The 20451-nt window shown below is 68.2% G+C and carries 18 protein-coding genes; 8 read left to right on the top strand and 10 right to left on the bottom strand.

What is annotated here, in order from left to right:
* Positions 1-125: 125 nt before the first annotated feature.
* Together MOQ72_RS09485 and MOQ72_RS44395 are read right to left on the bottom strand one after the other, a co-directional pair.
* Positions 126-341, bottom strand: a complete 216-nt coding sequence (locus MOQ72_RS09485; RefSeq protein ID WP_242182069.1) for a biotin/lipoyl-binding carrier protein — start codon at positions 339-341, stop codon at positions 126-128.
* 20 nt (positions 342-361) lie between these two features.
* Positions 362-484 (bottom strand): hypothetical protein, encoded by a 123-nt coding sequence (locus MOQ72_RS44395; protein WP_277953780.1) that lies wholly within the window; start codon positions 482-484, stop codon positions 362-364.
* Between the two features lie 185 nt (positions 485-669).
* On the opposite strand from MOQ72_RS44395, the gene MOQ72_RS09480 reads away from it, so the two are divergent.
* The 3 genes from MOQ72_RS09480 to MOQ72_RS09470 all read left to right on the top strand — a co-directional run bounded on the left by MOQ72_RS09480 (position 670) and on the right by MOQ72_RS09470 (position 8491).
* On the top strand, positions 670-1983 hold the full coding sequence (locus tag MOQ72_RS09480) for a glycosyltransferase family 87 protein (protein ID WP_242182067.1): 1314 nt from the start codon (positions 670-672) through the stop codon (positions 1981-1983).
* A gap of 498 nt (positions 1984-2481) precedes the next feature.
* A complete protein-coding gene (gene gltB / locus MOQ72_RS09475; protein WP_242182065.1) occupies positions 2482-7047 on the top strand; it encodes a glutamate synthase large subunit in 4566 nt (1521 codons plus the stop codon).
* Positions 7040-8491, top strand: coding sequence for a glutamate synthase subunit beta (locus MOQ72_RS09470; RefSeq protein ID WP_242182063.1), 1452 nt, complete (start codon positions 7040-7042; stop codon positions 8489-8491). The genes gltB and MOQ72_RS09470 overlap by 8 nt, the downstream gene beginning before the upstream one ends.
* 90 nt (positions 8492-8581) lie before the next feature.
* Here MOQ72_RS09470 and MOQ72_RS09465 read toward each other — a convergent pair whose 3' ends face one another.
* Complete coding sequence (locus tag MOQ72_RS09465; protein WP_242182061.1) at positions 8582-10183, bottom strand: BCCT family transporter; 1602 nt, start codon at positions 10181-10183, stop codon at positions 8582-8584.
* A gap of 278 nt (positions 10184-10461) precedes the next feature.
* Complete coding sequence (locus tag MOQ72_RS09460; protein WP_242182059.1) at positions 10462-10983, bottom strand: winged helix-turn-helix transcriptional regulator; 522 nt, start codon at positions 10981-10983, stop codon at positions 10462-10464.
* A gap of 91 nt (positions 10984-11074) precedes the next feature.
* Here MOQ72_RS09460 and MOQ72_RS09455 point away from each other — a divergent pair, with 91 nt between their 5' ends.
* On the top strand, positions 11075-11713 hold the full coding sequence (locus MOQ72_RS09455; RefSeq protein WP_242182057.1) for a dihydrofolate reductase family protein: 639 nt from the start codon (positions 11075-11077) through the stop codon (positions 11711-11713).
* 67 nt (positions 11714-11780) lie between these two features.
* Here the strand turns inward: MOQ72_RS09455 and MOQ72_RS09450 are convergent, their stop codons facing one another.
* The 5 genes from MOQ72_RS09450 to MOQ72_RS09430 all read right to left on the bottom strand — a co-directional run bounded on the left by MOQ72_RS09450 (position 11781) and on the right by MOQ72_RS09430 (position 16383).
* On the bottom strand, positions 11781-12575 hold the full coding sequence (locus tag MOQ72_RS09450; protein WP_242182055.1) for an energy-coupling factor ABC transporter ATP-binding protein: 795 nt from the start codon (positions 12573-12575) through the stop codon (positions 11781-11783).
* A complete protein-coding gene (locus tag MOQ72_RS09445) occupies positions 12572-13426 on the bottom strand; it encodes an energy-coupling factor ABC transporter ATP-binding protein (RefSeq protein WP_242182053.1) in 855 nt (284 codons plus the stop codon). The genes MOQ72_RS09450 and MOQ72_RS09445 overlap by 4 nt, the downstream gene beginning before the upstream one ends.
* Positions 13423-14193 (bottom strand): energy-coupling factor transporter transmembrane component T family protein, encoded by a 771-nt coding sequence (locus tag MOQ72_RS09440; RefSeq protein WP_242182051.1) that lies wholly within the window; start codon positions 14191-14193, stop codon positions 13423-13425. Before MOQ72_RS09440 ends, MOQ72_RS09445 begins: the two co-directional genes overlap by 4 nt.
* A complete protein-coding gene (locus MOQ72_RS09435; RefSeq protein ID WP_242182049.1) occupies positions 14190-15002 on the bottom strand; it encodes a hypothetical protein in 813 nt (270 codons plus the stop codon). Before MOQ72_RS09435 ends, MOQ72_RS09440 begins: the two co-directional genes overlap by 4 nt.
* Positions 15003-15207: 205 nt before the next feature.
* Positions 15208-16383, bottom strand: coding sequence for a lytic transglycosylase domain-containing protein (locus MOQ72_RS09430; protein WP_242182047.1), 1176 nt, complete (start codon positions 16381-16383; stop codon positions 15208-15210).
* Positions 16384-16568: 185 nt separating this feature from the next.
* On the opposite strand from MOQ72_RS09430, the gene MOQ72_RS09425 reads away from it, so the two are divergent.
* Positions 16569-17006: a hypothetical protein gene (locus tag MOQ72_RS09425; protein ID WP_242182045.1), complete on the top strand. Its 438-nt coding sequence runs from the start codon at positions 16569-16571 to the stop codon at positions 17004-17006.
* A 114-nt stretch (positions 17007-17120) separates the two neighbouring features.
* Positions 17121-17990, top strand: coding sequence for a LysR family transcriptional regulator (locus MOQ72_RS09420; protein WP_242182043.1), 870 nt, complete (start codon positions 17121-17123; stop codon positions 17988-17990).
* On the opposite strand, the gene MOQ72_RS09415 is transcribed toward MOQ72_RS09420, so the two are convergent.
* On the bottom strand, positions 17905-18861 hold the full coding sequence (locus MOQ72_RS09415) for a LysR family transcriptional regulator (protein ID WP_242182041.1): 957 nt from the start codon (positions 18859-18861) through the stop codon (positions 17905-17907). The genes MOQ72_RS09420 and MOQ72_RS09415 overlap by 86 nt on opposite strands.
* 164 nt (positions 18862-19025) lie before the next feature.
* Here MOQ72_RS09415 and MOQ72_RS09410 point away from each other — a divergent pair, with 164 nt between their 5' ends.
* Together MOQ72_RS09410 and MOQ72_RS09405 are read left to right on the top strand one after the other, a co-directional pair.
* Entirely contained in the window at positions 19026-19790 is a 765-nt protein-coding gene (locus MOQ72_RS09410) for a crotonase/enoyl-CoA hydratase family protein (RefSeq protein ID WP_242182039.1), read from the top strand.
* Complete coding sequence (locus MOQ72_RS09405) at positions 19787-20449, top strand: PaaI family thioesterase (RefSeq protein WP_242182037.1); 663 nt, start codon at positions 19787-19789, stop codon at positions 20447-20449. The genes MOQ72_RS09410 and MOQ72_RS09405 overlap by 4 nt, the downstream gene beginning before the upstream one ends.
* Positions 20450-20451 lie beyond the last annotated feature (2 nt).

The raw sequence follows: 20451 nt of genomic DNA, 5'->3' as shown, positions 1-20451 counted from the left end.
ATCCCCTGTGGACAGATCACACAACCCATCCTCAAACCCTTGACAACGTCAACCCGAACTGATAAAGAACCCCCCGCCCCCCCCCCCCGGGCCCCCCCCCGGCCCCCCCCCCCCCCACCACGCGGTTACGCGGCTGAGACGACGACGATGAGGTCGCCTTCGGCTACTGTGTCGCCTTCCGCGACGGCAACGCGGGTCACCACTCCGTCGGATTCGCTGAGCACCGGGATCTCCATCTTCATCGATTCGAGGACCGCCAGTTCTTCGTCGGCCCTCACCGTGGCGCCTTCGGTGACCAGCACCTTCCCGACGCTGGCGACCATTTCGGCTCTGATCTCCATGCCCTTGTCCTCCGCGGTGGTCAGCGGGCGATGATCCGGTCGACCACGCCTGCGTCGTAGTTTCCAGAGTCGAATTCGGAGAAATCAAGCACTTCGGAAAAACCGACGCGGGAGGCGCTGCCCTCCGGGGCGCTCACCGCCAAGCGGCGGAGGCTGGGCGAGTTGCTGGCCAGCGCGCTGGATTCACTCGGCGGAACCGCGCCATAACCCGTTGTGCTGCGGCGAGGCGCGTGCCGGGGCCTGCTCCTGGTGGGTTAGAGTCTTTCGGTTCTTCACTGGTGTTTCCCGCGGCCGGGCGAACTCGGCGTGATCGGTCGATCACGTACCGGTGGTTGATGTCGGTCGCCTGATCGAGAGGACCCAGTTGGCCACGGTGCAGTTCGAGTCCGGCCATGCTGTGCTGAACCTCGGCAACCTCCCGGACCGGCTTCGCGGTTTCGTCGTGAACCACTCCCGCGCCATCATCGGGGTCTCGATCCCGCTACTGGTCGCGTCGTTCGTGCTGTTGGTGCTGCTGCGGCGGGCCGGACTGGTGCCCGGCTCCGGCATCGACTACCAGGTGTACCGCTGGGCGGTGCACACCTGGCTCGCCGGTGGCGACATCATGAACACCGCCCCGACCGTCAGCATCGGGCGAGTGCTGCCGTGGGTGTATCCGCCGTTCGCGCTGCTGCCGCTGCTGCCGTTCGCGCTGCTGCCGTTCGTCGCCGGGCTCCTCGCGCTCTACATCGTCGATCTGCTCGCCATCGGCGCGGCCTTGTACCTGGTCACCCGCCACATGTGGCCGGTGGTGGGGAAGCGGGCCGCGCTCGCGGTGGCGATGGCGTTGCTGCCGTGGGCGCTGTTCCTGGAGCCGGTTTACGCCTCGTTCGGGCTCGGGCAGATCAACATCGCGCTGATGGGACTGGCCGTCGTCGACTGCTTGGCGCGCAACCCGCGCTGGCCCCGCGGACTGCTGATCGGCATCGCCGCCGCGATCAAGCTCACCCCAGCGGCATTCCTGCTGTTCTTCTTGTTTCGCGGGGATTTCCGCGCCGCCCGGACCGCGGTGCTGACGGCATTCGGCGGCACCCTGGTCGGCTTCGCGCTGAACTACCAGGCGGCGGTGGAGTACTGGTTCGGCAAGGGCCCGGCGCACGGGGTCAGCGGATCCGCCTTCCACACCAACCAGTCGATCATGGGCGGGCTCGCCCGCCTGGAACTGCCGAGCGCGGCGCAGAACGCGCTTTGGTTGGTGCTTTCGCTGGCTTGCACGGCTGTCGTGGTGTTCGCGATTCGCCGGGTCGAGCCGGTGCTGGCGGTGGCGGCGAACGGCCTGCTGGCGCTGCTGGTGTCGCCGACGTCGTGGTCGGATCACTGGGTGTGGTGCGCACCGGCACTGCTGGTGATGCTCGGATACGCCGTTCGGCTGCGCAGTCCGGGGTGGCTGCTCGTCGCCGGGGTGACGTTGGTGACCGTGCTCGTCGCGTCGTTCCGGATGCTGCCCACCGGCCCGCCGTGGAACCCGCTGCAGCACCTGTTCGGCAATCCCTACCTGTTGCTCGGGTTGGTGCTGCTGGCATTGCTCGGTCGTTTTGCCCGAAATCAACCGCGATCCACTACGCCGGAAGAACCATTGGAACCGGCGGCGCTCCCGCGCTGATCCAGCCGCGTGGATTAGCCGTTGACCCGGGATTTTCGGCGTTGCACCGGCTCGACTTTGGACGGTCGGCGTGATGAACCCATTGGCATTCGGGTGAATTTCGGGTTCGTGTACGCAACGTGTTCCCGCGATCACGAAAACGGTTGGTTCTGAACCGAATCCGAAGCGGTTGAGCAGTGATTTGGCGGTCCGCAAGAAGATCGTGAACAATGCCACTCGCGACGGGTTAACAGTCGCGTATGGACAATGTTGTGGTGCAGAATTCCCCGGACTCACGGGATTGCGACAACGGTGTCTCAATGACTGGGAGCGCCGTCATCTTCGCTTAACTTCGTGTTACTTAACAGTAGCTTTCCTGGCGCTCGCTATGTAGAGTGCCTCAAACTGACCAAGAGTGCAACGGCGCATCCTTTTGTCAGTGCCCCCAAAGGTTCTTGCCGGATCGCAGTGGGTGAGTCATGCCCTGCTGCGGCCCGCGGCCTGACGACGGGAGGTCCGATGCCCCATTCCCACCATGCAAGAAACTCGGCGCAGCGCGGCGCCGCTGCCCAGGGCCTTTACGACCCGGCCTTCGAACACGACGCGTGCGGTGTCGCGTTCGTCGCCGACCTGCGCGGTCGGCGCAGCCACGACCTGGTCGGCAAAGCGCTGACGGCGTTGCGGAACCTGGAGCATCGCGGTGCCAAGGGTGCGGACCCGGAAACCGGGGACGGGGTCGGCCTGCTGACCCAGATCCCGGACGAGTTCTTCCGCGCGGTCGTGGACTTCGACCTGCCCGAACGCGACGGCTATGCGGTGGGCACCGCGTTCCTGCCCGCCGCGGCCGACGACGCGGCGCAGGCCGTGGCGAACATCGAGCGGATCGTGGCCGAGGAAGGTTTGCGGCTGCTGGGCTGGCGCGAACTTCCGGTGCAGCCGAACTGCGCCGGAACAGCGGCGCGCACGACGATGCCGAGCTTCCGCCAGCTTTTCCTCGGTCACGGTGCCGATGGCGCGCACGGCGAGACGGCGCTGGAGTTCGAGCGGCGCGCGTTCTGCGTCCGCAAGCGCGCGGAACACGAAGCCGACGTGTACTTCCCGAGCCTGTCGGCGCGCACCATCGTCTACAAGGGGATGCTGACCGAGGCCCAACTCGCCGCGTTCTACCCCGACCTGACCGACGAGCGCTTCGCCAGCGCGATCGGGCTGGTGCACTCGCGGTTCTCCACCAACACCTTCCCGTCCTGGCCGTTGGCACACCCGTACCGGTTCATCGCGCACAACGGCGAGATCAACACGCTCAAGGGCAACCGCAACTGGATGCGGACCCGCGAAAGCATGCTGGCCACCGACCTGATCCCCGGTGACCTCCAGCGCGTCTACCCGATCGCGACACCGGAGGCCAGCGACTCGGCGACCTTCGACGAGGTGCTGGAACTGCTGCACCTGGGCGGCCGGTCGCTGCCGCACGCGGTGTTGATGATGATCCCGGAGGCGTGGGAGAACCACGACGAGATGGACCCGGCGCGCCGCGCGTTCTACGAGTTCCACAACTACCTGATGGAACCGTGGGACGGCCCGGCGCTGGTGGCGTTCACCGACGGCACCCAGATCGGCGCGGTGCTGGACCGCAACGGGTTGCGACCGGGCCGTTACTGGGTGACCGAAGACGGTCTGGTGGTGCTGGCCAGCGAGGTCGGCGTGCTGGAGGTCGACGCGGACAAGGTGGTCCGCAAGGGCCGGTTGCAGCCCGGCCGGATGTTCCTGGTCGACACCGACAAGGGCCGGATCATCGACGACGACGAGATCAAGGGCGAACTCGCCGCCGAATACCCGTACCAGGAATGGCTGGACGCCGGCGTGCTGCACCTGGCAGACCTGCCGGAGCGCGAACGCGAGCTGCCCTCGCACGACTCGCTGGTGCACCGCCAGCAGGTCTTCGGCTATTCGCAGGAAGAACTGGGCGTGCTGCTCAAGCCGATGGCCACCACCGGCGCCGAGCCGATCGGCTCGATGGGCAACGACGTGCCCTTCGCCGCGTTCTCCGAACGGCCGCGGCAGCTGTTCGACTACTTCACCCAGCTGTTCGCGCAGGTCACCAACCCGCCGCTGGACGCGATCCGGGAAGAACTGGTCACCTCGCTGGGCACCCACGTCGGGCCGGAGCACAACCTGCTCGACCACCACCCGGCCGCCTGCCGCCAGCTGGTGCTGCCGTTCCCGGTGCTGGACAACGACCAGCTCGCCAAGATCGTGCACCTCAACGACGACGGCGACCGGCCGGGCCTCAAGCCCGCGGTGATCCAGTCGACCTACCGGGTGGCCGGTGGCGGGCAGGCGCTGCGCGCCCGGCTCGACGAGATCTGCGACGAGGTCTCCGCGGCGGTCGAAGGCGGGGCGCACGTGCTGGTGCTCTCCGACCGCGCGGCCGACGTCGAGCACGCGCCGATCCCGTCGCTGCTGGCCACCGGTGCCGTGCACCACCACCTGGTGCGGGAGAAGAAGCGCACCCAGGTGGGGTTGATCGTCGAAGCCGGTGACGTCCGCGAAGTGCACCATGTCGCTCTGCTCATCGGTTACGGGGCCGCCGCCGTTAACCCCTACGTGGCGATGGCGACCGTCGAGGACCTGGTGCGCAGCGGCGCCATCGAGGGGGTGGACGAGAAGCAGGCCACCGCCAACCTGATCAAGGCGCTGGGCAAGGGCGTGCGCAAGACGATGTCCAAGATGGGAGTGTCCACTGTGGCCTCCTACACCGGCGCGCAGATCTTCGAGGCGATCGGACTTGGCGACGAAGTCGTCGAGCAGTGCTTCACGGGCACCACTTCGCGGCTCGGCGGCGTCGGATTCGACGTGCTGGCGCAGGAAGTCGCCGCGCGGCACCGCCGCGCCTACCCGTCCGACGGGGTGCAGGCCCCGCACCGGACGTTGCAGGTCGGCGGCGAGTACCAGTGGCGGCGGGAAGGCGAGCCGCACCTGTTCAACCCGAAGACGGTGTTCAAACTCCAGCACTCCACCCGCACCGGACGCTACGAGGTGTTCAAGGAGTACACCCAGGCGGTCGACGACCAGTCGCGGGAGCTGATGACCCTGCGCGGGTTGTTCAAGTTCCGCGAGGGGGTGCGCGAACCGGTACCGATCGACGAGGTCGAGCCGATTTCCGCCATCGTCAAGCGATTCGCCACCGGCGCCATCTCCTACGGGTCGATTTCCCAGGAGATGCACGAGGTGCTGGCCATCGCGATGAACCGGCTGGGCGGCAAGTCCAACACCGGGGAGGGCGGCGAGGACGCCGAGCGGTTCACCCCGGACGCAGGCGGCGATTCGCGGCGTTCGGCGATCAAGCAGGTGGCCAGCGGCCGTTTCGGCGTGACCAGCGAGTACCTGGTCAACTCCGACGACATCCAGATCAAGATGGCGCAGGGCGCCAAGCCCGGCGAGGGCGGTCAGCTGCCGGGGCACAAGGTGTACCCGTGGGTGGCCAAAACCCGGCACTCGACGCCGGGTGTCGGCCTGATTTCCCCACCGCCGCACCACGACATCTACTCGATCGAAGACCTGGCGCAGCTGATCCACGACCTGAAGAACGCCAACCCGCGGGCGCGGATCCACGTCAAGCTGGTGTCCGAGGTCGGGGTCGGCACGGTCGCCGCGGGTGTGTCCAAAGCGCACGCCGACGTGGTGCTGATCTCCGGCCACGACGGCGGCACCGGTGCTTCGCCGCTGTCGTCGATCAAGCACGCCGGTGGTCCGTGGGAGCTCGGATTGGCCGAGACGCAGCAGACGCTGTTGGCCAACGACCTGCGCGACCGGATCGTGGTGCAGACCGACGGCCAGCTCAAGACCGGCCGCGATGTGCTGATCGCGGCGCTGCTGGGTGCGGAGGAGTTCGGCTTCGCTACCGCTCCGCTGGTGGTCTCCGGCTGCATCATGATGCGCGTCTGCCACCTCGACACCTGTCCCGTGGGTGTGGCGACCCAGAACCCGCAGTTGCGTGAGAAGTTCACCGGCAAGGCCGAATACGTGGTGAACTTCTTCGAGTTCGTCGCCCAGGAAGTCCGGGAATACCTGGCAGCACTGGGTTTCCGGTCGATGGCCGAGGCGATCGGGCACGCCGACCTGCTGGACACCTCGGAGGCAGTGCGGCACTGGAAGACCCAGGGCTTGGACCTCGCACCGATCACGCACGTCCCCGAACTGCCCGCGGGCGCGGCGCGGCACCAGACCACCGCGCAGGACCACGGCCTGGAGAAAGCGTTGGACAACACGCTGATCCAGCTGTGCGAAGGTGCGCTGAAGGAAGGCAGCCAGGTGCGGCTGGACATGCCGGTGCGCAACGTCAACCGCACGGTCGGCACCATGCTCGGCTCGGAGCTGACCCGGCGGTGGGGCGGTGAAGGACTGCCGGACGACACGATCGACGTGACGTTCACCGGTTCAGCCGGGCAATCCTTCGGCGCGTTCCTGCCGCGCGGTATCACCCTGCGGCTGCTGGGTGACGCCAACGACTACGCCGGAAAGGGTCTCTCCGGTGGTCGGCTCGTGATGCGCCCGGACGCATCGGCGCCGTTCGCCGCCGAGCAGAACATCATCGCGGGCAACGTGCTGCTCTACGGTGCGACCAGCGGCGAGATGTTCGTCCGCGGCGTGGTCGGCGAGCGGTTCTGCGTGCGCAACTCGGGTGCCGTGGCGGTCGTCGAAGGCGTCGGCGACCACGGTTGCGAATACATGACCGGTGGTCGGGTGGTGATCCTCGGCGGGATCGGGCGCAACTTCGCGGCGGGCATGTCCGGCGGCATCGCCTACCTGCTGGACCTGGACACCAAGCGGATCAACCCCGAGATGGTGGACCTCGACCCGCTCGACGACGCCGACCGGGAGTTCCTGCACGACCGGGTGCGGCGGCACTACGAGCAGACCGAATCGCAGGTGGCGCGCGGGCTGCTGGCCGACTGGGACACCGCGGTCGAGCGCTTCGGCAAGGTCATGCCGAAGGACTTCAAGCGGGTGCTCGCGGCCCGCAGCGCCGCCGAACGCGACGGGCGCGACGTCAACGAGGCGATCATGGAGGCCGCACATGGCTGATCCCAAGGGGTTCATGACGACGCCGCGCGAAGTGCCGCAGCGTCGTCCGGTGGACGTGCGCATCAAGGACTGGCGCGAGGTCTACCTGGAGTTCGAGCAGTCCAAGCTGCAGAAGCAGGCCGGTCGCTGCATGGACTGCGGGATCCCGTTCTGCCACCAGGGTTGCCCGCTGGGCAACCTGATCCCGGAGTGGAACGACCTGGTGTGGCGGGACGACTGGACGGAGGCCGCGCAGCGGCTGCACGCCACGAACAACTTCCCGGAGTTCACCGGGACGTTGTGCCCCGCGCCGTGCGAGACGGCCTGCGTGGTCGGCATCAACGACGACCCGGTCAGCATCAAGCAGGTCGAGATCTCGATCATCGACCGCGCCTGGGACACCGGCTCGGTCCAGCCGCAGCTGCCGCGCACCCGCACGGGCAAGAAGGTCGCGGTGGTCGGCTCCGGGCCCGCCGGACTCGCCGCGGCGCAACAGCTGACCCGCGTGGGCCACAGCGTGGTGGTCTACGAGCGGGCGGACCGCATCGGCGGACTGCTGCGCTACGGCATCCCGGAGTTCAAGATGGAGAAGAGCCGCTTGGACCGGCGGCTGGGGCAGATGCGGGCCGAGGGCACCGAATTCCGCCCCGGCGTGAACGTGGGCGTGGACGTCACGGTGGAGCAGTTGCGCGCCGAGTACGACGCGGTGGTGCTCGCCGGTGGCGCGACGCAGGCCCGCGACCTGCCGGTCCCGGGGCGCGCGTTGGACGGCGTGCACCAGGCGATGGAGTACCTGCCGTGGGCCAACAAGGTGCAGGAGGGCGACCTGGCGCGCTCGCCGATCGACGCCGAGGGCAAGCACGTGGTCGTCATCGGCGGCGGTGACACCGGCGCGGACTGCGTCGGCACCGCGCACCGGCAGGGCGCGGCGTCGGTGACCCAGCTGGAGATCATGCCGATGCCGCCGAAATCGCGCGGCGAGCAGCACCCGTGGCCGACGTACCCGATGATCTACCGGATCTCCTCGGCGCACGAGGAGGGCGGCCAGCGCCTGTACTCGGTGAACACCCAGGAATTCCTGGGTGACGAGTCGGGTCGGCTGCGGGCGCTGCGGTTGGTGGAGGTGCGCCGCACGGACGCCGGATTCGAGCCGGTGGAGGGCACCGAGCAGGAACTGCCAGCGCAGCTGGTACTGCTAGCGATGGGCTTCGTCGGCCCGGAGCGCGCGGGTCTGCTCGACGACCTGGGAGTGGCGCTGGACCAGCGAGGCAACGTGGCCCGCGACGAGCACTTCATGTCCAGTGTGGACGGAGTCTTCGCGGCGGGAGACATGGGCCGAGGCCAATCGCTGATCGTCTGGGCGATAGCCGAAGGCCGCTCAGCAGCAGCGGGAGTAGACCACTACCTAACCAACCGCAACGTCCTCCCCGTCCCAATCCACCCAACCGACCGCCCCATCGCGTAACCACGCCTTTCGAGGTGAGGGGCACCCGTGACCAAGTAACTGGGTCACGGATGCCCCTCACCTCAACACGCGAACAGCGGATTCATCGGGTCAAGGTGAGCCCTGCACGTGGTCTCGGAACGGGCTTCGCTTGGGATCCTCGCACTCCGGGACGCGCTCGTGCAGCGGTTCGGCGAGCGTGACACGGTCGAGCGGCACCTGGCGATCGTCCGCGTACAGCGCGCGGACCAACCCGTAGCACATCACGAGCATCACCACACTGAACGGCAACGCGGTGGTGATCGCGGCAGTCTGCAGGGCCAGGAGCCCACCGGCTCCCGCAAGCAGCAGTACGGCCGCGACGGCTCCCTCCAGCACGGCCCAGAACACACGCTGAATCTTCGGCGAATCGGTGTTGCCTCCCGAGGTCAACAGGTCGATGACCAACGATGCCGAATCCGACGACGTCACGAAGTACAGCGCTACGAGCAGAATCGCGAGTGCGGTCGTAATCGTCGTGAGCGGCAGTTCGCCGAACAGGCCGAACAACGCGATCGCCGGATCCTCGGCCACCTTGGCGGACAGTTCGCCGCCGGTCGCCGCGTCGACCGAGAAGGCGGTGTTCCCGAAGATCGCAAGCCACAAGAACGTGAAAGCCACGGGCACGAGCAGTACGCCGAAGACGAACTCGCGGATCGTTCGGCCACGCGAGATCCGAGCGATGAACATCCCCACGAACGGCGCCCAACTGATCCACCATCCCCAGTAGAAGATGGTCCACGCTGTCTGCCAACCGGTGCGCGCCTCGGCGTCCGTCCACAGCGTCGTCTCCGGCAGCGTCTGGACATAGTTGCCGACCTGCTGGACAAAGCTCGACAACACATCAGTGGTGGGCCCTGCGAACAGCACGAACATCATGAGGACCAAGCCGATGCACAGATTGGTTACCGACAAACGAAGAATGCCCTTGTCGAGTCCGAGCAGCAATGAGCCGATTGCCGCGAGCGTGATTCCCGCGATGAGCAGCAATTGGACAGTCGACGACTGCGGCAGGATATTCAGGCTCGCCAACCCCGCGTTGACTTGCAGGACTCCGAACCCCAGCGAGGTGGCGACGCCGAACATCGTCCCGAAGACGGCGAAGGTGTCGACCGCGTCACCGAATCGGCCATGGATGCGTTCGCCGAGCAGCGGGTACAGCGCGCTGCGGATCGACAATGGGAGCTGATGTCGGTAGGCGAAGTAGGCGAGCGAGAGGCCCACCACGATGTAGATCGCCCAGGCGTGCAGGCCCCAGTGGAAGAACGTGAACCGCATCGCCTCGGTGCGTGCCGCGGCTCCACCTGGCTCCGCCATCGGCGGATCGGCGAAGTGCGACAAGGGCTCAGCGACGGCCCAGAACACCAATCCGATCCCCATGCCCGCAGTGAAAAGCATCGCGAACCACGTCAGGTAGCGGTACTGCGGCCGACTGTCGGGCGGGCCCAGCCGGATTCGGCTGAAGCGGCTCGCGCCGAGCCAGACGACGAATACGAGAAAACCGCCGACCACGAGGATGTAGTACCAGTCCAGGGACGCCGCAATGCTCTCCTGCACCGCTTCGAAGAATCGGTGCAGAGCGTCGGTCGCGGCGATCCCCGCGATCAGGAAGACGAGGATGACCAGAATGGACACCGCGAACACGACCGGTTTCGTCTTGAGTCGAAGCCGCATCGGATGTACTCCAGCTCTGTTCAATGGCCCCGGACCGGTCTGGCAGCGGTGTTTGACCAGAATGGGGCCTGCCTGAGTGCCGTATGCGGTTGTAGTCCTCGGGAGAAGCTCCTCGTTCGAACCACCGACGAAGCTACCAGCGCCTATGGCAAACGGCGACGCAACACGCGGCTGGCCCAACGAAACTCGGATGCCGTGCGCGTGATCAATTCGTCCAGATCGGACGGTGCTGGATGTGGACGTGGAATCCCCGGCAGGGCGTGTGCAAGGTTGGGTTTTCAGGTGAACCGTCTGAAATCGACCGGGTGGGTCTGTGACTGCACAGTTTCCTCGTAGGCATGCCGCAACCGCTCGGATGCGGTGGGGCGTTTCGGGTTGGCGCGCGCGAGGCCGAGGTGGATCTCGCGCAGTTCGTCCATGAATTCGGCCACTAGTTCAGGGGAATCCGCGAGGATGCGGGCGCGGATCGCGAGCTCTGGAGTTGTGGGGCGATGGCGTAGTCCCCACGCGCCGAGGGCGACCATGACCGGGAGGGTCTGGATGCCGGCTTCGGTGAGGGTATAGGTCGCTTTCTGACCGCGGGCGGCGTCGTCGCGGGTCAGCAGGCCGGTATCGACGAGCTTGTGCAGGCGGCTGGACAGGACGTTGGAGGCGATGCCCTCGTCGTTGCGGGTCAGCAGATCGCGGAAGTGGCGACGTCCACCAAAGATCACGTCACGAAGCACGATCAGCGTCCACGGGTCACCGAGGACCTCCACTGCAGCGTTGATCGCGCAACCGGAACGCGGCGCGTCACGCATCCGTGCCTCCTGGCTGATTGCAACTTGCAACTCGCTGATTGTAGAGTCCGAGACCAGTTGCAGACAGCAATCACTTTCTGGAGATGGGTGCATGGCCAAGACCCGAGTACACAACTTCTTCGTCTCCCTCGACGGCTACAGCGCAGGTGAGACGATCACGCTCGACACACCGATCGGGGGCGCCGAGCGGCTGTTCGAACACTTCGACGGGCGAGTCATCATGGGGGTTGACGCCGTCGATGACCCGATCACCCTCGATCGCGCACTCACAAGCACCTGGGGCCAAGGCATCGGAGCCGAAATCATGGGCCGCGGCAAGTTCGGTCCGCAGACCGGCGCGTGGACCGACGACCAATGGCGAGGCTGGTGGGGCGACGAACCGCCCTTCCGCACCCCCGTAGTGGTGCTCACCCACCACCCTCGTGATTCCATCTCCTTCGACAACGGCACCAGCTTCCACTTTCTCGATGCGACTCCCGCGGACGCACTCGAACACGCTCAAGGTCTCGCCCCTGGTCAGGACATTCGTATCGGCGGGGGTCCCTCCACCGTCCGGCAGTTTCTGCAGGCCGACCTCATCGACTTCATGCACCTCGTCACCGTCCCCATCACGCTCGGTGGCGGAGTCTCGATATGGGACGGGCAGGCGGGCGTTCAGGATCGTTTCACCATCGAGTCAACGACCTCAGCAAGCGGCCTGACACACCAATTCTGGAACCGAAGGGTCTGACCCGGTTTGGCTGGTTTCGGGGAGAAGACGCGGGAGTCGTTCGGGGCGGCGGCCGTTGGCGGTGCCCCTAGCCCATTGTGCTTTCGATGAACTGGTCGACCGTGGTGGCTGGAGGGTGGGATAGGGCTTTGGTTAGGCGGAGGATTTGGGGGCTTTCCAGGGCTGCCGCGTTCACCGCTGCGTCTTTGGTGAAGGCTTCGGTGGTTGGGGCGTCGGTGATGATCCGGCCCTGTGCTAGGAAGATGGTTCGGTCGAAGTTCTCCGCGCAGAAGTCCATGTCGTGGGTTATTGCTACCACCGTTTTGCCCTGCTCGTGGAGGTTCGCGATGATGCTCGCTATGTTGCCGACCGCGTTGTGGTCTTGGCCGGTTGTTGGTTCGTCCAGCACTACGATCGGCGTGTCCATCGCCAGGACCGCTGCTAGGGCTACTCTTTTGCGGTCCGAAAGGGACAGTTCGTAGGGGTGCGAGTCGGCGCGGTCAGTGAGGCCGGTGGCTTCCAATGCCCAGGACACCAGTTCCGTGCGGCGGGAGTCGGCGTAGCCGAGGTTTCGCGGGCCGAATTCCACGTCTTGGCGGACCGTTCGGGCGAACAGTTGTTGGTCCGGGTTCTGGAACAGGTAGCCGACCTTGGCCGCCAGTTGCGCGGTGCTGTGGTCCGCCGTGTTCCAGCCGTCCACCGTCACCGTGCCCGAGGTGGGTTTCACGATGCCGTTGAGGTGGCGCACCAGCGTCGTCTTCCCCGCACCGTTCTGACCCGCGATCGCGACCCGCTCACCCGCGTCGATGCGCAGCGATACCCCGTCCAGCGCCGTCACGCCGTTGGGGAAGCGGTAGACCAGGGACTCGATTTCGATGCTCATCCGGCGTCTCCCAGCGATTCGGTGAAACCGGCGACCGCGGCCGGAAGCGTGACCGGCAGGGGCCGTTCGGTCGGCCAGCGCCCGAGTTCCGCGGCGCGGCGCGCCGCATCGGTGAAACGCGTCGTGCCGACACCCCACTCCGGCACCCGTGGATCGGCCAGCACCTGCTCGGGCGGGCCGTCCAGCCGGATCGAACCGTCGATGAGCACCAGCAACCGGTCGGCGTACTCCGCGAGCTGTTCCAGCTTGTGCTCGACCAGCAGCACCGTGATGCCGGTGTCGCGCAGTTCGTCCAGGGCCGTGAACACCAGGCGGCTGCCCGCCGGGTCGAGTTGCGAGGTGGGCTCGTCGAGCACCAGCACCCGCGGCTGCATCACCAACACCGTGGCCAGGGCGACGAGTTGTTGCTGTCCACCGGAGAGCTCGTACGGCGAGCGGTCCGCGAGATGCGTGATCTGCAGCCGCTCCAGCATCCCGTCGATCCGGGTGACCATTTCCGCCCGCGCCACACCGAGGTTCTCCAGCCCGAAGGCCAGTTCCTCCCGGACGGTGTACTTGGCGCCGGAGATCTGGTTGAACGGGTTCTGCAGCACCAGGCCGACCTCGGTGACCACCTCCGCCAGCGGCGTGTCGGCGACCACCCGCCCGGCGGTGGTGACGTTCCCGGTGAACTCGCCGCCCAGCGCGTGCGGGATGAGCCCCGCCGCGGCGTAGGCCAGCGTCGACTTGCCCGCCCCGCTGGGACCGACCAGCCCGCACACCTGGCCTTCCGGGATGGCCACCGCGATGTCTCGCAACACCGGTGCGGTGCTGGTCGGGTAGGCGTAGTTGAACTCGCTGAACTCGATCACGAGAACACTCCCAGCGCGTTGGCGGCGAGCGCGGCGGCCGCGCAGATCCACAACACCCAGCGCCCCACGCGTTGTCCGGTGGTATCCGCGATGACTTCGAAGTTGGTGCGCCGCGTCGGGGCGCCGAAGGCGCGCGCCTCCATCGCGATCGCACGCTCCTCGACGTCGGTGAAAGCTCCCAGCACCAGCGGGCCGACCAGCGGCAACAGCGTTCGCGCGCGGCGCAGCGGGCCGCCGTCGAGGGCCAGGCCGCGAGCCTGCTGCGCTTGCCGAATCAGCTGGGCGCGGGCCCGGAAGGTGGGAATGATCTGCAGCGTCGCCGACACCACGTAACTGATGTTGGGCGGCAGTCCGCGCTGCACCAGTGCCGTCATCAACGTGCCGGGGTGCGTGGTCAGCAACAGGAACAGGAACGCGTCGACGAGCACCAGCAGCCGGAGTCCGGTCTGGGTGGCGAACAGCAGGCCGTCCTGCTGCACCTCAAGCGGGCCGAGCGCGGCGATGACCGGCCCTTCACCGGGGTAGAACAGGCCCTGCGCGAGGAAGATCAGCACCAGGAACGGCAGGAAGAACTTCAGCGTCACCGAGAAGAACCGACCGAGCACCCCGGCCGTAGCGACCACCGCGACTATCAGCACCCACAGCAGCGCGGGGAACCACACCGGGCTGATCGCGAACGCGGCGATGATCACGACCACCGCGAACACCAGCTTGGTGATCGGGTTGAGCCGGTGCACCGCGGATTCGCCGAATTGGTAGAAGGTCATCGCGCCGCTCCCTGCAACACGGCGGTGCGACGCCCGAACACCCCGTGGTTTCGGACGAACGGCGAGCGTTCCCGGAATCTGGCCGGTAGTGCCGCGAGGATCAGGAAGGCGATCGCGAAGGTCACCACCTTGTCCAGCGGGTCGGTGGCCAGCCCGGTCAGCGTGGCGGCGTCCAGCAGGCTGTTGCCGAACGCCTGGAAGGTGGCCTGCAACGCGGTGCGGCCGGGCGATCCGCCGCCGCCGAAGACGAACGCCGCGATCGGCGCGGACAGCACCCCGGCGATCACGCCGGTGATCAGGCCCGCGGGTAGCGCGGTCCAGAGGCGGCGGAAGGCGCCGATGCGGGCGGCCAGCCCGGCCACCACGCCGATCGCCGCGGCGGCGACCGAGAACGGCAGCAGGGGTGGTGAGATGGTCAGGCCCCAGATGATGTTGGACAGCGCCCCGGTCGCCGCGCCCGCGGCCGGTCCGGCGAGCGCGCCGACGATCACGGTGCCGATCGAGTCCAGGTAAACGGGCAGGCCCAGCATGTTGACCAGTTGTCCGATCACCACGTTGATCGCGATCGCCACCGGCAGCATCGCCACCGTGGAGGTGGGCAGCCGGGCGCTGGCCCCCGCGATCACCAGCAGCGAGCCGATCAGGTAACCGCCGAGCGCGATGAGCGCCGCCGAACTGCCGTGTCCGTTCTCGTGCAGGCTCGACGGCCGCTCGATGAGCAGGTAGAGGTACGTCGCCAGGATCACCGCGGTGCCGATGCCGACGTAGGCCCACGGTGGTAGCCGGTGCCCAGAGTGGACGGTGCTCATGGCATTCCCTCCTGCGCCAGCACGATCGGAGCGCGCCGAGTGGTCCTGGCAGGCGGAACGTCACCAGCGACGAAAGGCGGCTGCGCAACCACTGCAAGCGTTTGCAGCAGCCTGCCACAACGCGAACCGCCGGTAAACCCCGAGTGCAGTTCAAGGGCACACCGGGCGTGATCGCGGTAGGTCGGGAATTCCTACGGACCCACTATCACGTGCTGGGCGCGGTGGTCGTGGCTTCGCCGCTCGGCGGTGGTTGCGAGCTGGGCGGCGGCGGTTCCGAACTCGGCGGCGGAGGAGGCACCGAGGACGGCGGCGGTTCCGACGGCGGAGGCGGTGGTGGTGCGGACGTCGGTGGAGGAGGAGGTGGCGGCGGTGGGGTCGTGCCCGGCGGTGGCGGCGGGGGAGGCGGCGCGGTCGTGCCCGGTGGCGGCGAGCCGGGCGGTGGGGCGGCACCGGGTGGTGGGGCGGCACCGGGTGGTGGTGCTCCCGGCGGCGGAAGCGCAGCGGCGGCCAGCATCGGCGCGCCGGGCGGGAGCGGCGTGAGCGCGAGGACGGCGTCCTCCGGTGGGATCGACGTGTCGTTGGGCGTGGGCATGACGCCTCGGGCGTACGCGTCGGCCCAGGCGAGCACGGTGCGCACGTAGGACTCGGAGTGGTTGTAGCGGAACACCGCTGCGGCCAGCTGGGTTCGGTCGCGCAAGTTCCCGTTGCCAGCGCACAGGTATTGCCCGGCGGCTCGCGCCGCGTCGAAGACGTTGTGCGGGTCGCTGATGCCGTCGTCGTTGCCGTCCGCCGCGTGGCCGCGCCAGGTGGACGGGATGAACTGCATCGGGCCGACGGCGCGGTCCCACGTCGTGTCGCCGTCCAACCGGCCGTTGTCGGTGTCGGGAATGGCGGCCACTCCGGGGCCACCTGCCAATTGCGGTCCCAGGATCGGTGACAACGTCCGGCCGTTGGTGTCCACCCGGCCGGAGCGCGCGTGGTTCGACTCGATGCGCCCGATTCCCGCCAGGACCGACCAGTGCACACCGCAGCCCGGATCGGTGCGTGCGAGCGTCCGCTCAGCTCGCTGGTAGGCGGCCAGCGCCGCGCCGGGAATGCCCAGCGGGCCGACCGGTACCTGGTCCGCCGGTTCGGCGTGCGCGGAGAGGTCCTGGTTGGTGCGCACCTCGTCCAGGAACTCCGGGCTCAGCTGCTCGTCGGCGGGCAGTTCGCCGTCGGTGGCCACATCCGGCGGCAGTTCCGGCGCGGCGCGCGCGGGTACCGGGACGGGTTCGTGCCGGACATCGCCGCGCAGCGACAACACCGGCAGCAGCGCGACCAGCAGGCCGGTCGTCACCGCGGTGAACCGTTCGCCGCGGCTGAACTGGCCGTGCGAATCCAACGCCGATCACCTCCAGGGCACGTCGGCGGTTGACCTTGCCTTACCGAACCGGGTTTGTGAACCACCAGAAGCCGTCCGAACGGGGAACACCAAGCGACGAACAGGCTGCGTCGTTCGGCCCGCTGCGGTGCGGACCGATCGGCCGATCGCCGCCTTGAAAGTGCGTGACCGATGCGTTCTGCTAGTTGGCTGACGATCTTCACCAAGGTTGCTGCCGGAGGAGCGTCGACACGCGCATCCGCCCCCGGCGCTGGCTCTTCCAGGACGCGCTGACCGTGGACATCGCTACCGGCGAGGCGCACTACACGCCGCCGCTGCCGGGCAAATCCTTGGCCATCCGGCTCGATGCGGGCCTGGTGCACTCGCCGGACGGCCGCGGCATGGCCTTCGTCGTCTCCGGCTCGGTCTGGGTGTCCGATGTGGACTCCGCAGGTCGGCCGATCGGAACCGCGAAGCGGGTCAGCGAGGAGACCGGGGACTGCCTGCACACCGTGGACGAGCTCATCGGGGAACCGGCGGCGAAGCCCGCCACTGCCCCGACGCACACCTTCCGCACCACCCCGCGGCAGGCCGGATTCTGGTGGCACCGCGAGGACTACCTCACCGGCCACACCTGCTGCTGACATGGCGAAACGAGTTCGGAAGCGTCTTAGCGCCCGTCTTTGTTCTTGTGTCGAGAAGGCTTCTGAGGTTCCGCTACCCGAAACGAGTTCGGAGACGGGTCTTAAGCTGCCGGTGTGGAACTGCACCAGGTGGAGTACTTCCTGGCGGTCGTCGATCACAAGGGCATCAACGCCGCGGCGAGCGCTCTGCGACTGGCGCAGCCCACCGTTTCGCAGGCGATCCGCGTGCTGGAGCGCGAACTCGGCGTCGACCTGTTCCACCGCATCGGGCGCGGCATGGTGCTCACCTCGGCCGGTCAGGCGTTCGTCGGTCCCGCGCGGCAGGTCCTGCGCGACGTCGTCGCCGCCGAGGGCGCGCTGGTCGATTCCGAAGGACTGCCCCGCGGTCGGCTGGACATCCACGTCGCGGCACCGCTGGCGGTGCACCCCGTCGCGCAGTTGGTCGGCCAGTTCCGGAAGCGCTACCCGAACGTCTCGTTGCGGCTGGCCGATCTGCGCGACGAGGAAGCCGGTGCGGCGCTGATCCGCGACGGCCACTGCGAGATCGTGTTCACCAACCTGCCGGTCGCCGGTCCGGAGCTGGAGGTCGAGGAACTCGGCACGCACGACTACTGGCTGGTGTGCCCGCCCGGCACCGATGTCCCGGCGCGCGATCCGCTGCCGTTGACCGAACTGCCGGACCTGCCGCTGGTGATCGTGCCCAAGAGCACTGGCCGCACCGCCATTGAGCGGGCGCTCAGCGCGGCTCGCAAGCACACCACGCCATCGGCGATCGTGCAGCACCGCGAATCGCTGCTGCCGTTCGTGCTGGCGGGTGTCGGCGGCACCATCCTGGCTCGGCCGATGGCCGAGCAGGCCGCCGCACGCGGCGCGGTGGTGCGTGCCATCGACCCGCCGATCAGCCTCGCCTACGGCGTCCTCTACGACCCCGCGCTGCTTTCTCCGGCGGGGCGGGCTTTCCTCCGCTTGGCGCGCACGCGCTGATCCCAGCTACCGCCAGGAACGCCTCGGCCGCTGGCGAGAGCGGGCCGGGCCGGTGCACGAAGCCGACGCGGTGCCAGGTCTCCGGCGCGGTGGCGCGCAGCACCACACCTTCGAGCTCGCGTTCGGCCAGGTGCCGGGGCAGGAACGTCGCGCCCGCACCGTGCGCCACCAGATCCCAGATGGCCTGCCGGTTGGCGCATTCCACCGCCACTGCCTGCACCGCGGTGTCGAGCACCTCGTCGACCAGGGTGCGGGTGGTGGTGCCGGTGAACTCCAGGACCAGCGGGATGTCCGCGACCGCGTCCAGCGGAACCGGGTCGGGCAGCCGCTCGGCCAGGTCCGGCGGCAGCACCAGCACGATCTCCTGGGTGCCGAGCTCGTGCGCGACCAGCGACGAGTTGCGCTGCGCCGAGTTCGGTGAAGCCAGCCGGGTCAGGCCGAGTTCGGCGTGCCCGCGCCGAACCTCGTCGACGACCCGTGGCGGGCCACCGGGGTCGATGATGTTGAGCAGCACGCCGGGATATCGCCGCTGGTACTCGCCAGCCAACTCCGGCAGCGGATGCGCGGCCAGGGTCGCCAGCGCGGCGATGTCCAGCTGCCCGGCGTCCATGGTGCGCACGCCGTGGACGGCGCCGCGCGCCCGGTCGACGTCCAGCAGGATCCGACGCGCCCGTTCGACGAACGCCTCGCCGTCGGGGGTGAGCACCAGGTGACGTCCGGTGCGGTGGAACAACCGCACGCCCAACTGCCGCTCCAGGCTCCGGATCGCCTGCGACAGCGACGGCTGAGCGATGTAGAGGGACTGCGCGGCCTTGGTGACGCTGCCATGATCGACGACGGCAACGAAGTACTCGACCAACCGCAGATCCACTCGCGAAGAATAGAATTTCCGGGCTTGTTCCGCAGGCGGTTATTGGTGGTGGCTATGGGTGCGTGCGGCGCCGCATCGATGTCAGACCGGCCGGTCGGTCTGGACTGCTGGTTACCAGCGAGCAAGACTGAAAGGCGCTCTTGGCCGCAACAGGAGGAGACAGCGTGGGCGACAGCGTCCTGACCGAGATCGACGACGGCGTCGCGGTCATCACGATCGACCGGCCCGAAGCCCGCAACGCGGTGGACCGCACGGTGGCGGAGGGACTGGCTGCCGCGATCGACGAGCTCGAAGAACGCTCCGACGTGGTCATCGGGATCCTCACCGGCGCGGGCAGCACCTTCAGCGCTGGCATGGACCTGAAAGCCTTCGCCCGCGGCGAGCGGCCGTCGATCTCCGGCCGCGGTTTCGGCGGGATCACCGAACGCCCGCCGTCGAAGCCGCTGATCGCCGCCGTCGAGGGTTGGGCGTTGGCCGGGGGCTGCGAGCTGGCGCTCAGCTGCGATCTGATCGTCGCCTCGCGCGCGGCGAAGTTCGGGTTGCCCGAGGTCAAGCGCGGCCTGGTCGCCGCGGCGGGCGGGCTGCTGCGGCTGCCGAAGGCGTTGCCCTACCAGTTGGCCATGCAGGTCGCGCTGACCGGCGACCCGCTGACCGCCGAGGTCGCCCACGCCCACGGGCTGGTGAACGAGCTCACCGAACCCGGCGAGGCGCTGGCCGGGGCGCGGGCGCTGGCCGCTCGGGTTGCCGCCAACGGACCGTTGGCCATCCGCGTCACCAAGCAGATCGTGGCCGGGGCGGTCGGCTGGACCGATGCGGCGGCATTCGCCAAGCAGGCCGAGATCACCGGGCCGGTGTTCAACTCGGCCGATGCCCAGGAAGGCGCGCGGGCGTTCGCCGAGAAGCGCGCGCCGGTTTGGCGGGGCGAGTGAACGCCTTGCCGGATGACGCCGAATCCGATCTGCGGGACCGCCGCCGCGCGGTGCGCGAACTCGGCGCCGCGTTGCGCGAGCTGACCGAGGCTGCGGTGTCGACGGAGGTCGACACGAGCATCCTGGTCGAGGTCGCCGAACAGGTCCGCGACCTGTTGCCAGCGCTGGCCGAAGTGCGCCGCGAGCGCGGCCAACTGGCCACTGTGGACGATGGGCAGCGGCCCCGGCGGATTTACAACCCGGCGGCCGGACCGGGCAACCCGATCGCACCGCCGATGCGGGTGGAGATCGTCGACGGCGTCGCGATCGGCACCTGCGCCCTCGGCCTGACCTACGAGGGCCCGCCCAGCTACGCCCACGGCGGCATCAGCGCGATGCTGCTGGACCAGATCCTCGGCCACGCGCACGCCGCGAACGGAAAACCCGGTATGACGGCGAAACTGGCGCTGCGCTACCGGCGCCCGGTGCCACTGGAGACACCGTTGCGCATCGTCGGCCGGGTGGTGCGGGCCGACGGGCGCTGGACGAACTCGGTGGCCACGATCAGCACCGCGGACGATCCGGACACCGTGCTGGTGGAAGCCGAAGGCGCTTTCGTGGTGCCGACCGCCGAGCAGTCCCAGCGGCTGTTCGGGGAATTGCAGCGCCTCGTGCGTTGACC

The organism is Saccharopolyspora soli, from assembly GCF_022678645.1.
GTDB classification, from domain to species: Bacteria; Actinomycetota; Actinomycetes; order Mycobacteriales; family Pseudonocardiaceae; genus Saccharopolyspora; species Saccharopolyspora soli.
Note: the sequence above shows the minus strand (reverse complement) of the source record. Positions and strands in the feature narration are given on the sequence as shown.

Excerpts from the sequence above, each read along its gene's own strand:
- MOQ72_RS09460 (WP_242182059.1), bottom strand. The coding sequence starts at position 10,983 with ATGCGTGACGCGCCGCGTTCCGGTTGCGCGATCAACGCTGCAGTGGAG.
- MOQ72_RS09465 (WP_242182061.1), bottom strand. The coding sequence starts at position 10,183 with ATGCGGCTTCGACTCAAGACGAAACCGGTCGTGTTCGCGGTGTCCATT.
- MOQ72_RS09435 (WP_242182049.1), bottom strand. The coding sequence starts at position 15,002 with ATGAGCACCGTCCACTCTGGGCACCGGCTACCACCGTGGGCCTACGTC.
- gltB (WP_242182065.1), top strand. The coding sequence starts at position 2,482 with ATGCCCCATTCCCACCATGCAAGAAACTCGGCGCAGCGCGGCGCCGCT.
- MOQ72_RS09470 (WP_242182063.1), top strand. The coding sequence starts at position 7,040 with ATGGCTGATCCCAAGGGGTTCATGACGACGCCGCGCGAAGTGCCGCAG.
- MOQ72_RS09440 (WP_242182051.1), bottom strand. The coding sequence starts at position 14,193 with ATGACCTTCTACCAATTCGGCGAATCCGCGGTGCACCGGCTCAACCCG.
- MOQ72_RS09485 (WP_242182069.1), bottom strand. The coding sequence starts at position 341 with ATGGAGATCAGAGCCGAAATGGTCGCCAGCGTCGGGAAGGTGCTGGTC.
- MOQ72_RS09455 (WP_242182057.1), top strand. The coding sequence starts at position 11,075 with ATGGCCAAGACCCGAGTACACAACTTCTTCGTCTCCCTCGACGGCTAC.
- MOQ72_RS09450 (WP_242182055.1), bottom strand. The coding sequence starts at position 12,575 with ATGAGCATCGAAATCGAGTCCCTGGTCTACCGCTTCCCCAACGGCGTG.